This window comes from Haloferax mucosum ATCC BAA-1512 (genome assembly GCF_000337815.1).
GTDB lineage: Archaea > Halobacteriota > Halobacteria > Halobacteriales > Haloferacaceae > Haloferax > Haloferax mucosum.
In genome coordinates, this window is the sequence record NZ_AOLN01000001.1 from 311,500 (window position 1) to 325,336 (window position 13,837).

The following is a 13,837-nucleotide window of genomic DNA, read 5'->3' on the forward strand; positions in this document are numbered from 1 at the left end:
CCGAGGGGCGACATATGGCACTCGGAGGAACCGCAAAGAAGCTCCAGAAGGTCGCAGAGATGGCCGAAGACGTATACAAGAAGCTCAACGAGTTGCGCGAGCAAATCGTCGAGGTCCGCGAGACGGTCACAGAGACGAAAGCGCGAGTTGACCGTCTCGAATCCGAAAACGCCGAACAGCGGGCGATTCTCGAAGCGATTGCCGAGGACCAGGGCATCGACCTCGACGCGGCCGTCGCACAGGCGCACATCACCCAAGCGGAGGACGAGTCCGAAGCCGACGCGACCGGTGACGAGTCTTCTGACGACGTGACGACCGGGACCCGCGACGAATCCACATCGGCCGACCAGTAGCGTTCGGAGCCTCGATTTCTCCGCGAATTTCGAACGACGGCTCCCGCGACGAGCGGATGGAAACGTTCAGGAACGGGGGCAACATTTGCCCCCGTATGACCACGCACCGCGAACCGTTCGACTCGGTGCTCGACACCATCGGTGAGACGCCGCTCGTTCGGGTGCAAGAATCACCCGACGAGGTGCCCGTCTACGCCAAACTCGAGTCGTTCAATCCCGGCGCGAGCATCAAAGACCGCATCGGGAAGTATATGCTCGAACAGATGCTCGAATCGGGCGAACTCCCCGAAGGCGGGACCGTTATCGAGCCGACCGCCGGTAACACCGGTATCGGACTCGCCGTCGCCGCCGGACAACTCGGTATCCGCGCCGTCTTCGTCGTTCCCGAGCGTTTCAGCGTCGAAAAACAGACGCTCATGCGCGCGCTCGGCGCCGACGTGGTGAACACGCCTACCGAAGACGACATGGCTGGCGCTATCGAACGCGCTCACCAACTCGCCGACGAACTCGACGACGCGGTCGTCCCACAACAGTTCTCGAACCCGCTGAACCCCGAGGCGCACTACGAGACGACCGCCCCGGAAGTTTACGACGCGCTCGACGACGAAGTCGGTGCGCTCGTCGCCGGATGCGGAACCGCTGGCACGCTCATGGGAATGGCACGATACGGCCGCGAACACCACGAAGACACCTTCGTCACCGCCGTCGAGCCTACGGGGTCGCTCTACTCGACGCTTCACGACCGCGACGTGGAGGAAGCACCCTACAAGACCGAAGGTATCGGCACACACGACACCGATACGAACGAACTATTCGACCCCGAGTTAGTCAACGAAATCGTCCAGATTTCTGACCGCGACAGCCACGCGGAGATGCAACGACTCGCCGCAGAAGAGGGGCATCTCGTCGCGTCGAGTGCGGCCGCGAACTCTCTCGCCGCGCTCGACGTGGCCGAACGCGCCGCCACCGGTGAAATCGACCTCCCGTACGATTCTGTCGTCACCGTCTTCCCCGACTCCTCGGAGCGCTACCTTTCGAAGGGTATCTACGGCGACTTCGAGTCGTGGGAAGGATAACAGGAAGCTTCCGCTCGTTCTGACTCGATTTTATCCGACGAGCCGCGAGTGTTCGACTTTGAAACACGTGTCCTGAACGTAGTCGAGACCGGCCGCTTCGGCACGTGCACCAGCCTCGTCGTCTCGGATACCGAGTTGGAGCCAGACGGCTTCGATGTCGCCGCGGGACTCGGCACGGTCGATGGCGTCGTCTACGATGTCTCCCGCTTCGGCAGACGGCCGGAACACGTCTACGAGGTCGATATCCGCTTCGACGTCTTCGAGCGAGTCGTACGCGGTCTCTCCGAGGATTTCGTCGTGGAATGGATTGACCGGAATCACTCGGTAGCCGTGTCGTTGCATGTACGCGGGAATATCGTGTGCCGCCTTTCCTTCGGTCGCAGAACAGCCGACGACGGCGATTGTTTCGTGGTCGAAGAGCGCGCGCAACGCCTCGTCACTCGTGATGGGCATAGTCGTGTGATGACGGCCAGCGGATAAAAAATCAAGGCGAGCGTGCGTTCCAGGTGCAGTCGCTCTGTCGGATGCTGGGCGACACCGTATGGTGCACTGAAGAATACAAAACAACACGCTACGGAGATGGAACTCTACGACGAGCGGCGTCGAAACAGAAGATTCGTTAGTGGTCGGCGAGGCGGATGTCGGGTGCGGCGTCCTCGTGGGTCGTAATAATGCCGTCGAACAGCTGTTTGATGGTATTCATCGTCCGGTCGTCGTGGGCTTCGGCGTCGATAACGAACAGTCCGAGTCCACCGACGCTCTGAATGCGTCCGGTAAAGACGTGGAGGAATCGGAACACCGTCTGGAGGTCGGCGTACATCAGGAGTGTCGAAAGCGAGTGCAGTACGATTCGGTTCTGCTCTAACCCGCGTTCTTGATAGAACTCCTGGAGGACCTCGGAAAGCTTGATTCCGATACCGGTCATGTCAACCGGAGACGACGTGTATCTGATGCGCTCGTCGTCGCGGACCTCGCCGACGCCTTGCTGTTTGGTCACACAATCGATGACCGAGACGGGGTGCTTTTCGTACTCGACGCGCTTGCCGAAGTCCTTGAGGATGCGGTCTGCGCCGTCTTTCGTCGTGACGATAATTGCGCCGTCCTCGCTTCGTGTCCCCTCCGCAAGAATATCGAGCGCCAGCGACCGCTTGCCAGTCAGCGGCGGGCCACTGATAAGCAGGTTCGTTCCCGGTTCGACCTCGGTGTCAAGGTCCGCGCCAAGCTTATACATGCGAGTACCTCGGCTCAGTGTCGCCGACTCCGAGGGGCACAATCGCATGACGCTTCCGCTCGCCGGGAGTCATCGGATAGTACGACCATACGGTGAACTGGTAATATTCTTTTTGATTGGAGAGTCGGATGTTCTCACTGTCGGGACGTTCTCCTGAGAGTGTTACGGTCTCGCTAGATTCGCTCGTCATGGGGCGACCCCCAAAGATGCGGCTCGGCCGACGATAAACGCGAACGCGGCCAGAAACATGCCGTGTTTGAGTCGGCGCTGTGCGAGGGGTGGGTCGTCGAACGACTGCGCGATAGCCACGAGCATCACGATATCGGCTGGGACGACCAATCCGAGATACGCCACTCCGAACGCGCCGTTGAGAAACGGCACCGCGCTCGCGGCGACGGCAACGAGGAGCACAGCGCCGCCGAGAAACAGCGACGTCTGCTCGCCGACGACGATTGGAAGCGTTCGAAGCCCCTCTTTTTTGTCGCCGGCGATGTCCTCTACGTCTTTGACGATTTCGCGGGTGAGCGTCGCCAGCGCGGCGAGCAGACACAACACGAGCGCGCCGAGCGGGTTGCCGATGGCGGCTCCGCCAAAGAGGAACGTCGAGCCCGTAAGTGCGGCGACGACCACGTTTCCGACACCCGGTAGCCCTTTGAAAAACTCCGTGTAGGCGAGCAGTGCGACGAGGTTTACTACCGCGATGGCAATCGCAGTGAGCGGTAAGATGAGCGCCGAGACGATGGCCCCGCCGAACAGCGCGACGCTGAACCACTTGGCCCCCGCGGGCGTGACTGCTCCGCGGGGAATCGGTCTATCCGGCCGGTTGACACGGTCGATATCGCGGTCGAAGTAATCGTTGACCACATTGCCCGCGCCCGTAGCGAACACGGTTGCGAGGACCGCGGCGACGACGACGAGCGTATCACCGAGTGACGCCCCGGCGACGAACGCCCCCGTAAAGGTGAGGACGCCCGCGGCGACGGCGTTTCCCGGTCGGGTGAGTTCGACGAACCCACGCGCCCGCGCTCCGAGAGACATACCGGGTACTGTATTGAGGGTAGGTATAAAAGGCGCGGAGTCGCCGCCGCGAATCAATCCATTTAAAACAATCCGCAACAGACGAAGTTGTGTAGGGCGCTTAGCTCAGTCTGGACAGAGTGCTTGGCTTCGGACCAAGTTGCCGTGGGTTCAAATCCTGCAGCGCCCATGATTCTCCGTCATGTTGTGAAGCCCAGTAAAATCGCCGCACAAGCTGGATTCATCACCCTCACACATCGTTTCTCAGGTCGATTTGAACACGTCACACCATGCGCCTCCACTACGTCTTGCGATTCGCTAGAGCCGTTCGTGCGTGATGTATTGAACCCCCAGAAGCACTTACACTCGTGAACAGTTCCGTCCTCATCTTCCGGAAGGCGGAGATGCGAATCAGCGGCCACTGCGTCTTTGAGCTACGAGGCGTCGATGAAGACCAACCCGCCCTCAAAATCCGCCACCGAGAAGAAACTAGAACCGCGCTCAAAAACGAAGAAGACGGCGATCGGGATGTCTTGGTTGCTCCGACCCGGTTGTCACAGCGCCCCGTTCTTACTCGTCACGAAATACCCGACTGTTTCACCGTGGTGGTCGGTTTCGTCGTCACCACTTTGTTCTTCTTCGACTTGAACGGTGACGCCATTCGCGTCGAGATCTTTGTACCGGAGGGTGGCCGTGTCGCCGTCGTTGATCGTTTGCATGTCCGCAACGAAGGCCGGTGAGGAATAACTCCCGTCGAAGCCGAGTTGCGTCCAGTCGTCGGTCACGTTTTCGTGGTGACCCACTTCAACCTCGGTCCCACTGAGCGTCGTCCGACCGGGTTCGATGGCGATGTAGGCGGTAATCTCGTCGCTGTGCGCGTTTGGATTGGCGGCCTGTTCCTGCAGTCGGACCTCGAAGTCACCGGTGCCGACGTGAGTGTTGCGCGTCACGACCGCGTCCGACTCGTTCACCGTTTGCGTCTGCGTGAAGACGACTGGTTTCGTATCGAACGTCGATTCGAACGTGTGTTCGGTGAGTGCTTCGTCAGTCGTGACCGTGCCAGTTTCGAAGACGGTCCCATCATCCGTCGATCCACTCCCCTGCTCAACCACGAGATAGGAGATAGTTTCCGGCTGGTGGTCAGCAGGAGTATACTCCCACTCCTCGGTTTTGTACTCGAAGCCGCTGCTAGTCACGTTCTTGACACGGGTATGACAGGGGTTCTCGCCGTTCTTCTGTGAAACCGGCTTCATCACGACGACCGGGTTAGAATACTCGTTGTTTAAGGTGACGTGCTGCCACGTGTCTGCGTCCTGTGAGACCGTTCCGACCTCGGCGGTGAGCGCCCCATCGTCAGACCGTGGATGGCCGATGTCCGAGACGGGTTCGTCGGTACCGTAGTGGTTGTTGGTGAACTCGACGTTCGTCCAGTCGTCCTGCGGGATGTTGTACTGACGGCACGGTTGTCCGTTTTCGTCAACGTTGGTGTCGTCGGGTTGGGTCTGGCCGTCGGGAAGTGTGTGATAGAACCAGTTGTTTTCTAGCACGGCTTTATCGGACGGGACACCGCGGATTGTCACAGCTTCCTGCCCAACATCGTAGACGTAACTCTCCGAGAACTGGAACGTGTTGTGGTGAATAGAGATGGTTTTCCCTGCTTGTTTACCATCCGTAACGTTCCCCGTTTCTTCGCCGTGCATATCGAACGCATGGCTCACCGTATTGGGACCAACTAGATTATACCGCGCTTCGTAGCTACAGTCTGGCTCACCAGTTCCTGCGATTGAATGGCGGTTTTTATCGAAATAGTTCCATTCGATCGTCGGGTTGCCAACTGTAACTACCACGCCATATCCGAATCCTTCCATCTGGTTGTTGTGGAGGCTATTGTGGTGAATGTGAGTATCGACGGCATAGCCTCCAACGGCGCCGGACATGATCGGTGCTCGCGGCCAGCCGTACAGCTGACAGTTATCGATCTCCACGTTCGAACCGAGGATGAAAAATCCTAATGTTGCATTCTTGCTCATCGCGTCCGAATCCCGGCAGTCGAGGCCGTTCTGCCCTTGGCAGTCGCCGGGGTTGAAATAGTCCGCCCGTGGTCCTTGCATTCGAAGGCCGGTGATTCGCACCCCGTCACCTCGAACTTCAAAGACGGGTTCGTCGTTTTCTGCGATATCTTCCGTGTACAGGCGTCCACCCGGGGCACCGTTTATTCCCCGACCGCTGGCGAGTGTCACCCCGGAGCTAATTCCAATGTTTTTCGTGGAGTCGAGGTCGATCGAGACGTCGTTCGGAATATAGACCGTGTCGCCGTTCGATGCATGGTCGAGCCTATCGAGAAGCTCGTTTTTCGTGGTGGCAGTGTAGTTTCCACCGGAGACCTTCCGCTCGTATTGGTTGCCTCCGCCAATGCGAGAATCGGCCGGTGCGGGGTCGGGGACCGGTGACGGTGCTGCCCGGGCAACCCCGTCACTATCACCGAACGTCGCTGGGACGGTAGCGATCCCAACCGTAGCGAGTCCCGCTCGCAGATATGTACGCCGTGAAATGAAACGCCGCTTCGAATTGTCGTTCTGTTGATGGTTGTTCACCATAGAAAAAGTTGCCAAGGGCCAAAATATCAATCTTCCCCACTTATTTTCTAACTGTCTATATGAGTGTGTTTATAAACGCAGTTCGATATAGCAAACAGCTTCGTTTGGTCTCGACTCTCTTGTTTTATTCCTCCTGAAGAACGAGTGATTTCCACCGCACATCGTTTTCGACCTATCTATCGCGGCTTCGATACGGTCTCAGACACTGCTCGAACTCATGGTCTCATCCCTCTCTTCTGGTGCTCAGACTGGCATGTTTGTGGATTCTATCTACCGAGTGTTTTGATGGGGTACTTCGTGACGGGCTACACTTCCATTTCCTTTTAAACACGATTTCCATACAGTGACCAAACATCGCCGGGGGTGTTTCACGGGTGAGTTCTTCGGTAACGTGCTAACATCCACGACCAAAACCGGAAAGCACAACTTCGACAGCATTCAGCCGTCAGTCCGGAATCGTCTCCCGGAGTACCATCTCACCGAGACATCTCGTGCACACCGTGCACATGTGCACGGGATACATTGAGTACCTGCCACTTCGGTTTCTGATTTGATGTCTGACGATCAAGACGTTTCCCGACGGAAGCTACTGTTGACCGCTGGCGGACTCGGCAGTACGGCGCTCGTCCCGTCTGTCGCGGCGGCAGAGTCCGACGACACGCACAAACCGACGAAGGCAGAAGTTCAGCAGGCGCTTGCCGAGATGGACATGCAACCAACGAAGCAGTCCGCAGGTGCCCGCAGTGCCGTTGGCACGCTGTCTTCGTCGCCAAGTTCTCTCGAAGACGCAGATATCTACGTCGGAGAGAACAAGAACGCGCGAACGCCGATGGGCAAACCCTTCGCGGTCGAGACTTACGAGGAGTCACTGACGCGTGAGGCACCGCCGGGCTTCCCAAAACACTACTTCGATGACGACGCGGTGACGGCGGACAGCGTCTCAACCGCCAGCCTCCCGTCGTTCTATCTCAGAGAGAATTTCGGAGAGCTCTCGTTTGGTGAGTATTCGTTCAAGGTCGGCTTCGGGATGGGCGTCGATATCAACGCGAGTCCCAAGGGGTTTGAGGCTGAAGCGTCTGTTGACCTGCACGTCGGCGGGGCGACGGTCTCACTTTCGAGTTTCGGTATCGGGTACGGCAAAGAAGGAAGCATGTTCTGCTTTTCGCCCTCGACGAAGTGGAACATGATCGACATCGACTTCGACGTGTGCCCGGTCATCTCGTTCAAGGGATCGGAGTTCAAGGTCGGTGGGCGGCTGAAAGTCTGTGCCGCACCGCCGTGTGGACCGCTCAACTGCAAGTACTGCCAGAAGGTCTATCTGGACTTCTCCAAACACGTCCCCCTGCCGTAATCCGGCGTGACCGCCGGGGGAGTACTTCTATAACCGCTGACTGGTCCGCTCAAACGCGTACAGATGCATGTCAGCGTGATTGACGGTGTGACGGGAGAAAGGCCATCACGCCTAAAGTATACCCCGTCGACGACACGTCACCGGTCGGGACCGTCCGTGATTCGAAATCAATAGTTAAACAAAGAAACAAACCACCATCGATGCTGGACTATCTCGGCTCGTTGCTCGCGGGGTTGCTCATCGTGTGGCTGTTTGGAGTGCCAGCATTCAACAGCGCCGGCCATCTGCTCGATACCGCAATCGTGCTCCGGGCGCTCCCCTCCAACGCTGTTTCCGAAGTGGCGGAAGCGACTGACGGCGACGCGGTAGCAATCGAAGGTGAAGTCGTCGTCAACGAACCCGCTGGAGAAGCCGACCGTCTCGTAGACCAGACCGACGAGACGGTTGGTCTCTACGTTTGGCGGACTGTGAAGCCGGATATGAACAACACTATCGACGTCGGGTCGTGGACGAACCTCGACTCGTGGTCGCTCCGGGAGACGAGACGGCCACTCGACAGTGGGGTGGAGTGGGGACAGTTTAGTGTCCACAACAGTGACGAATCACTCTACGTGGACCCTACGTGGCTCCGAGAGCAGTACAACACCGTCTCGTTCCCTATCGAGATGGGTGGCTGGGTCGGAATCGAATCAGCACGGTTTAGACACTGGGTCTGGTCGTCGCCCGCCCTTCGGTTGACTGGCGACGAGACGACGCGAACGTTCGACCAGATACCTGATCTATTCGAGAATATCGACGCGACGAAGTATGACGACTACCACCTCAATTCGCGTCCTGTTCGGGACGGCGATACGGTGACCGTACTCGGCCGCTATACCGTCGAAAACGGCGAGCGCGTCATCCGCGGCGGCGACGGCGCCCCACTGGCAATTTCCGACCAAGGCCTCGACGAATACCGCCGATACCTTCGGCGACGACTCCTCAAACATGGACTCAGCGGTGTGATAGCCGTCACGATCCCGTTTGCACTCTTCATTTTATTCTAGAAAATTTAATGAAATTAATTGTCTCGAATCCCCGACCCAGCGTCTTCGCCCACAGTCTGCACTCTGAGAGCAACTGTACACTCACAAGTTAGCTACCGTCCATAATGGATAACCGATGAAAATAAACGACTCCAATCGATGATCGACCGGCTCGGCCTGTGGTTTGTGTGCGGGATTATTCTCTGGGTGTTTGGGACGCGTATATTCGACAGCGCCGGGCACCTGCTCGACACTGCAATCGTGCTTCGGTCGGTGTCCGCTGACGGACCTGACGAAGGGGGGACGCTCGATAGCGAACCAGTAACGATCGTGGGCGAGGTCGTCGTCACCGACCCCGCTTGGGCGGCCGACCGCGTCGTTGACGAGTTCGACCGGGGCGTTGGTGCCTATCTCTGGCGCACGACAGCGCCGTCCAAAGAGGGAAATACCATCGACTTCGACACGTGGTCTGTACAACCGGCGAGACGCAACCGCGACACCGGGCTAGAGTCGGGTCAGTTCAGCGTCGCTACCGGCACCGACTCGCTCCGTGTGGACCCGTCGTGGCTCCAAGAACAGTACGATACCGCCCGACTCCGTGAGCTATCTCCCGGCTGGAGCAACTGGATCACGTTCAGACATAGCCTGTGGAAATCCCCCGCAGTCCATCTGACTACCGACGAGACAATACGAACGTTTGACCAAGTACCGGACCTATTCGAGAATATCGATGCTGAACCGCTCGAAGACTATCAACTTCATTCCATCCCGGTTCGAGACGGCGAGACAATAACGGTATGTGGTCAATACACCGTCGAAAACGGCGAGCGCGTCATCCGCGGCGGCGACGGCGCCCCACTGGCAATTTCCGACCAAGGCCTCGACGAATTCCGTCGATACCTGCGGCGACGGCTCCTCAAACACGGATTCGGCGTCGTTGCGCTCTCGGCCACGATAGTGGCTATTTGGTACTCCCTGTAGTGAGTTTGTCGCCCAACGGCTCGGGTCCTTGCCACGCGAGTATTTAAAACATATTTATATTCCATTTTAATATAAAAGAACCTGAACATAAACAATCTTGTATATGACGAGATACATATCTTCGTGCTTCCATGACTAGTGGACGTACCACGGACGGACGTAAGCCCGACCCGGACGACGCGGCCGCCCAAGCCACGGACGGCGAGTCGCCGTTGGAGGACACGCTCGCGGACCTTGCGCTGTTCACGCGGTCACCGGTTCCCCTCCGAATCCTCGACTGTCTGGACGAATCGCCCCGCACGACGACGCAGTTGGACGACGCGCTCGACGTCCACCGGACGACACTCAAACGGAATCTCGAACGTCTGCGAGAGCGCGAATGCGTCCGGAGCAACCCTATCGAGCGCGGCCACAGGATAACGTCCGTGGGCCGTCTGTATCTTCGGGGGCTTGAGGAGGTAGTAGAGACCGCACGGGACGCCGACAGACTTGCGACCGTTCGCTCCGGGTTTCCCGAGGAGTTACCGGGAGACGTCGCGTACCTGCGGGACTGCCGCATCACGACCGCCGCTCCGTATAACCCTCACGCGCCGCAAGAGCGCCTACAGCGACTCCTCATCAAAAGTGGGTCGGTCCGCCTGTTCGCACCTCAGTTCCCGCCACACTATCTCGAAATACTGACTAGCCGAACCGAAGACACTGCCGCGTGCGAACTCGTCATCCCCGCTCCGGTCGTTGACTACCTGAAGACGGTTCGACCGTCGCTCGTAGAGCGCGTGGTTGCGAGCATGACGGTCTACGGTGCCGACGAACTGACAGACATCGCCGTCGGTGTCGGCCACGTGGACGAGCGACCGGTAATCGTCGTATACGACGACAACAAGCACGTTCAGGCCGTCGTGGAAGTTCCGACCGACAGGTCGCCCGTACGCGAGTGGGTGCGCGACCAGTACCGGGACCGTCGGCAACGGGCATCGGTCGTCACGAACTGAGTCAGGTGGGCCGTTTCGGGCGGTGGGTCTCGGCGGCAACTCGGCCCGAATCTATCTTTCACTTCAATGTAACGTACGTCAGGAACCCAATCGCCACCAACTGCAACGCTCGAAGCGCCAAAATCGCCTGCTGGACGACCGGGTCGCCGGAGTACAGCATCTGCGTGCTGAAGAAGAAATACATCGCAAGGGCGTTCTCAAGCAACAACGTCGCGCCGAAGGCGATCAACCCGAGCGTCAGTGTGGACTCGAAAGTCCGGTAGTTGCGGACCCAGACGGCCGTCAGCAGGAGTAACAACAGGATGCTAACGCCGGAGAGTACCGTTGCAATCGTGAGGGTTGGGGTCATTGCCATGATTACTCTATTTTGGAGACGATGGTCTCGAACTGGTCGCGGTGTTGCTCGAATCGGTCCGTGAAAAAGTACATCGTGCCGTACGTTTCGTCGCCGGTTTCGAGAATATCGTGTTCGACGAGCAGGTCGAGATGGTAGCGGACGGTGTTGTAGTCCATCCCGAGCACGTCGGACAACTGGTTGGCGTTTCGTGGTCGCTCCGAGAGCGCGCGAATAAGCTTCGCCCGAGTCGTGCCGCCGCGCGACCCGGCAAATAAGTACCAGAGCGCCTTCTCCATCCGAGTTCACTCCAACGTTCTGAGAGGAGTCGTAAATACGTAGTCATCACCCGTCGGTCATCGGACCGTTCGCGTCACCCACCCCGACGGACCACTCGGGAAGGGTGATGCCTCTGTTTCGGACTGGAGTGTGCCCGTTCCGTCGGTCGCCCGAACGACGACTTCGTGTTCGCCTCCGGGCGGGTCGTAGCTGTACGTCCACTGTCGCCACACGTCGGTTCCGGGGAGGTCCTCGGAAAGCGTCGCCTCGGCCCACGTTTCGCCGCCGTCGGTCGAAACCTCGACGCGCTCGATGCCGCGGACGCCGGCGTAGGCGTGGCCACCGACCTGCTTGCGGCCGTCGTCGAGGTCGGAAACGACGTGGAGTTTGGCGACCGTGTTGACCGGGCCGGTGCCGTGCCAGCCGCGTTCCTCCCAGTAGCCGTCTACGTCCTGTTCGAGCAGTTCGATTTCGGTGAGCCACTTGACGTTGATTTCACCCCAGTGGCCGGGGATGAGCGCCCGAGCGGGATAGCCGTGCCCGCGGGGAAGCGGCTCGCCGTTCATGCCGACGGCTAAAAAGCCGTCTTCGAGGGCCGAACGCGGGAACGATTCGTAGAAGCCGTCGGCGGCGCGGAGCATCACACAACACTCGTCGGCCGGCCCGGCGGGCTCGACGAGGTCCATAATCGGAACGCCGGTCCACAGCGCGTTGTCCATCTTTTTGCCGTTGAGCGCTTCGCCGACGCACCGAAGCGAGACGAATCTGTGCTCGACTTCCATCTCGGCGATGTTCGCGTACGAGTAGGAAACCGCGTTGTCAACCGCGCCGGTGACCGTCAGCGACCACTCGTCGGCGTCGATTGTCGGGTTGGTCGAGTTGATATCGACCTCATAGAACTCGTCGCTCACGAGCGGTTCGAGTCCCGGAACGTCGAGGGAGTTCTCGGCCGCCCCCGCGAGGAGCGTCTCGACTTCCGGGTCCACCCACGGCGGGGTCCCGTCGAGCACTGTCTCCGCTGGGACCTGCGTTGATTGTGACGCGCCGAGCGCGTAGCCGCCCGCGACGAGCGGGACGGAACTCGCAATCGCGGCGAGAAGGCGGCGACGGCTCGCAACTGGCTCGCCGATACGGGCGGCGAGAGCCGTGCCTCGCTGACTGGTGATGAAGTCGGCGGCGAGCACGACGAGACCGGTCGAGGCGCCCGCAACGACCGAGGCGAAAAACGCCGCGGTGATACCGAACGAGATGAGCGCGGTGACCGCCCCCGCGACGAATCCGGCCGCAGGGGACGCCGTGCGGTTCCCAACCGCCGAGCCGAGCAGTGCGGCTCCGGCGAAGAGCACGGCCGAAATCCCCACTGCGAGAGCGACGTTGAGCTGACTGCCGAGGTCGCCGAGTACGACGATACTGAACGTGATGACCTGGCCGGGAAGCGTCCGCGCCATGAAGCCCGCAATCGGGCCGGCGATAAACGCGGGCGTGAACGAGGCGACGGCGAAAGAGCCGGCGACCCCTGCAACACCCGCGAGGAGCGCGACGGCGAGCGATTCGTCCGCGGGGTAACCGACGATGGAACGTGCGTGTCGAGACATTGGAATGTTGGGCGGACTCACTTGGCGTGCGGACGTTAGCCGTCCATCATCTCGCCCGTCGAGACGGTGAGCTTGATCACCGAGGCGGTGTCGGGGTAGTCGAAGCCGTCGTCAACGTCGTCGATGCGGCGGACCACGCCGTCCTCGGCCGGTCCCGTGTCCGGGCCGGACTGGCGGGGTGCCTGATTCGCTCCGACGCCGGGTTCTTCGTTGACTTCGGTGCCGGCGTCCCACAGGATGAGACGGTCTGTCAGGTCGCCTTCGACGGGTTGGTCGCCGTCGAAAAGCGGGATACCACTCGTCTCGGGCGCGTAGAACAGGTCGTTCGACTGGACGAACATCGTCGCCAGCGAGAGTCGTTGGCCGGCGTGCGCCTCGACGGAGAACGTGTAGGCTCCCCCCGGCGTAATCGGGCCGGGTTCGTCGCCGCCCTCCGGGACCGCCGCCGCGCCCGCCGACTCGACGCTCATCGACGCTTCTTCGACCAAGCCATCGGGACCGCCGTCTTCGGCGAGGGTCTCCAGACCGGGGCTTGCCGCCTCGCCTTCGGTAAACAGCGAGGCGTCTTCGCCGTGGACCGCGTAGGCGACCGGCGCGAGCACGCCGGGTTTCGACCCGTCGGAGGTCTGGAGCGTCTCGGCCGTCGAGACGTTTTCGACGCGGACGGTGAGCGTGGTTGCCATCGTGCCGTCCGAGTCGTCCATGGACTCGTTATCCATACTTCCGTCGTCCATCCCCGCCTCGGTTCCCTCGGTCATCTCCTCGTCCGTCGTGGGCTGACTGCCGCCCGTGTTGCCGGCGTCGGTGCATCCTGCGAGTGCCGCCGTTCCGACCACACCAACGCCAACGAGGAACTGCCGTCGTGTCGCGTCTTGCTTCATGACGAATAGACAAGGAACGGGGGTGGGATTATTGATTTTTCAAAGTCACATCAAGGTTAGTGTGAATTCAGACAAAACTTCGTCGCAACTCTTTCTCGAATCGTTCTAGAATTCGTCTCAGCCGC

At 59.8% G+C, this 13,837-nt stretch carries 14 protein-coding genes and 1 tRNA gene; 7 read left to right on the forward strand and 8 right to left on the reverse strand.

All coding sequences use genetic code 11. From position 1 onward, the window contains the following. Window positions 1-14: 14 nt before the first annotated feature. Window positions 15-353: a DUF5798 family protein gene (locus tag C440_RS01460; RefSeq protein WP_008317559.1), complete on the forward strand. Its 339-nt coding sequence runs from the start codon at window positions 15-17 to the stop codon at window positions 351-353. 95 nt (window positions 354-448) lie between these two features. Next, window positions 449-1,429, forward strand: coding sequence for a PLP-dependent cysteine synthase family protein (locus C440_RS01465; protein WP_008317560.1), 981 nt, complete (start codon window positions 449-451; stop codon window positions 1,427-1,429). A gap of 30 nt (window positions 1,430-1,459) precedes the next feature. On the opposite strand, the gene C440_RS01470 is transcribed toward C440_RS01465, so the two are convergent. The 3 genes from C440_RS01470 to C440_RS01480 all read right to left on the reverse strand — a co-directional run bounded on the left by C440_RS01470 (window position 1,460) and on the right by C440_RS01480 (window position 3,698). Beyond that, window positions 1,460-1,882: a CoA-binding protein gene (locus C440_RS01470; protein ID WP_008317561.1), complete on the reverse strand. Its 423-nt coding sequence runs from the start codon at window positions 1,880-1,882 to the stop codon at window positions 1,460-1,462. 166 nt (window positions 1,883-2,048) lie between these two features. Continuing rightward, window positions 2,049-2,660 (reverse strand): RAD55 family ATPase, encoded by a 612-nt coding sequence (locus C440_RS01475; protein WP_008317562.1) that lies wholly within the window; start codon window positions 2,658-2,660, stop codon window positions 2,049-2,051. 186 nt (window positions 2,661-2,846) lie between these two features. Then, on the reverse strand, window positions 2,847-3,698 hold the full coding sequence (locus tag C440_RS01480) for a geranylgeranylglycerol-phosphate geranylgeranyltransferase (protein WP_008317563.1): 852 nt from the start codon (window positions 3,696-3,698) through the stop codon (window positions 2,847-2,849). Between the two features lie 94 nt (window positions 3,699-3,792). Here C440_RS01480 and C440_RS01485 point away from each other — a divergent pair. Continuing rightward, a tRNA-Arg gene (locus C440_RS01485) sits at window positions 3,793-3,867 on the forward strand. Window positions 3,868-4,231: 364 nt separating this feature from the next. Here the strand turns inward: C440_RS01485 and C440_RS17215 are convergent. After that, entirely contained in the window at window positions 4,232-5,377 is a 1,146-nt protein-coding gene (locus C440_RS17215; protein ID WP_152417812.1) for a hypothetical protein, read from the reverse strand. 1,450 nt (window positions 5,378-6,827) lie between these two features. Between C440_RS17215 and C440_RS01495 the strand changes: the two genes are divergently transcribed. From C440_RS01495 to C440_RS01510, 4 genes are all read left to right on the forward strand, one after another. Beyond that, window positions 6,828-7,625 (forward strand): hypothetical protein, encoded by a 798-nt coding sequence (locus C440_RS01495; RefSeq protein ID WP_008317565.1) that lies wholly within the window; start codon window positions 6,828-6,830, stop codon window positions 7,623-7,625. Between the two features lie 200 nt (window positions 7,626-7,825). Further along, on the forward strand, window positions 7,826-8,671 hold the full coding sequence (locus tag C440_RS17950; protein WP_008317566.1) for a hypothetical protein: 846 nt from the start codon (window positions 7,826-7,828) through the stop codon (window positions 8,669-8,671). Between the two features lie 138 nt (window positions 8,672-8,809). Then, window positions 8,810-9,631 (forward strand): hypothetical protein, encoded by an 822-nt coding sequence (locus C440_RS17890; protein WP_008317567.1) that lies wholly within the window; start codon window positions 8,810-8,812, stop codon window positions 9,629-9,631. Between the two features lie 131 nt (window positions 9,632-9,762). Then, window positions 9,763-10,623, forward strand: a complete 861-nt coding sequence (locus C440_RS01510; RefSeq protein WP_008317569.1) for a helix-turn-helix transcriptional regulator — start codon at window positions 9,763-9,765, stop codon at window positions 10,621-10,623. 58 nt (window positions 10,624-10,681) lie between these two features. On the opposite strand, the gene C440_RS01515 is transcribed toward C440_RS01510, so the two are convergent. From C440_RS01515 to C440_RS01530, 4 genes are read right to left on the reverse strand one after another with little or no spacing between them, the layout of a single operon-like run. Beyond that, window positions 10,682-10,978 (reverse strand): hypothetical protein, encoded by a 297-nt coding sequence (locus C440_RS01515; RefSeq protein ID WP_008317570.1) that lies wholly within the window; start codon window positions 10,976-10,978, stop codon window positions 10,682-10,684. Window positions 10,979-10,980: 2 nt separating this feature from the next. Continuing rightward, window positions 10,981-11,256, reverse strand: a complete 276-nt coding sequence (locus tag C440_RS01520; protein ID WP_008317572.1) for a winged helix-turn-helix domain-containing protein — start codon at window positions 11,254-11,256, stop codon at window positions 10,981-10,983. A gap of 57 nt (window positions 11,257-11,313) precedes the next feature. Continuing rightward, window positions 11,314-12,831: a molybdopterin-dependent oxidoreductase gene (locus C440_RS01525; protein ID WP_008317574.1), complete on the reverse strand. Its 1,518-nt coding sequence runs from the start codon at window positions 12,829-12,831 to the stop codon at window positions 11,314-11,316. A 35-nt stretch (window positions 12,832-12,866) separates the two neighbouring features. After that, window positions 12,867-13,712, reverse strand: coding sequence for a spondin domain-containing protein (locus C440_RS01530; RefSeq protein ID WP_008317575.1), 846 nt, complete (start codon window positions 13,710-13,712; stop codon window positions 12,867-12,869). Between the last annotated feature and the right edge of the window lie 125 nt (window positions 13,713-13,837).

What these genes read in the sequence shown, in the direction of transcription:
- C440_RS01460 (WP_008317559.1), top strand. Translation starts at nt 15, where the DNA reads ATGGCACTCGGAGGAACCGCAAAGAAGCTCCAGAAGGTCGCAGAGATG.
- C440_RS01465 (WP_008317560.1), top strand. Translation starts at nt 449, where the DNA reads ATGACCACGCACCGCGAACCGTTCGACTCGGTGCTCGACACCATCGGT.
- C440_RS01470 (WP_008317561.1), bottom strand. Translation starts at nt 1,882, where the DNA reads ATGCCCATCACGAGTGACGAGGCGTTGCGCGCGCTCTTCGACCACGAA.
- C440_RS01475 (WP_008317562.1), bottom strand. Translation starts at nt 2,660, where the DNA reads ATGTATAAGCTTGGCGCGGACCTTGACACCGAGGTCGAACCGGGAACG.
- C440_RS01480 (WP_008317563.1), bottom strand. Translation starts at nt 3,698, where the DNA reads ATGTCTCTCGGAGCGCGGGCGCGTGGGTTCGTCGAACTCACCCGACCG.
- C440_RS17215 (WP_152417812.1), bottom strand. Translation starts at nt 5,377, where the DNA reads ATGCACGGCGAAGAAACGGGGAACGTTACGGATGGTAAACAAGCAGGG.
- C440_RS01495 (WP_008317565.1), top strand. Translation starts at nt 6,828, where the DNA reads ATGTCTGACGATCAAGACGTTTCCCGACGGAAGCTACTGTTGACCGCT.
- C440_RS17950 (WP_008317566.1), top strand. Translation starts at nt 7,826, where the DNA reads ATGCTGGACTATCTCGGCTCGTTGCTCGCGGGGTTGCTCATCGTGTGG.
- C440_RS17890 (WP_008317567.1), top strand. Translation starts at nt 8,810, where the DNA reads ATGATCGACCGGCTCGGCCTGTGGTTTGTGTGCGGGATTATTCTCTGG.
- C440_RS01510 (WP_008317569.1), top strand. Translation starts at nt 9,763, where the DNA reads ATGACTAGTGGACGTACCACGGACGGACGTAAGCCCGACCCGGACGAC.
- C440_RS01515 (WP_008317570.1), bottom strand. Translation starts at nt 10,978, where the DNA reads ATGGCAATGACCCCAACCCTCACGATTGCAACGGTACTCTCCGGCGTT.
- C440_RS01520 (WP_008317572.1), bottom strand. Translation starts at nt 11,256, where the DNA reads ATGGAGAAGGCGCTCTGGTACTTATTTGCCGGGTCGCGCGGCGGCACG.
- C440_RS01525 (WP_008317574.1), bottom strand. Translation starts at nt 12,831, where the DNA reads ATGTCTCGACACGCACGTTCCATCGTCGGTTACCCCGCGGACGAATCG.
- C440_RS01530 (WP_008317575.1), bottom strand. Translation starts at nt 13,712, where the DNA reads ATGAAGCAAGACGCGACACGACGGCAGTTCCTCGTTGGCGTTGGTGTG.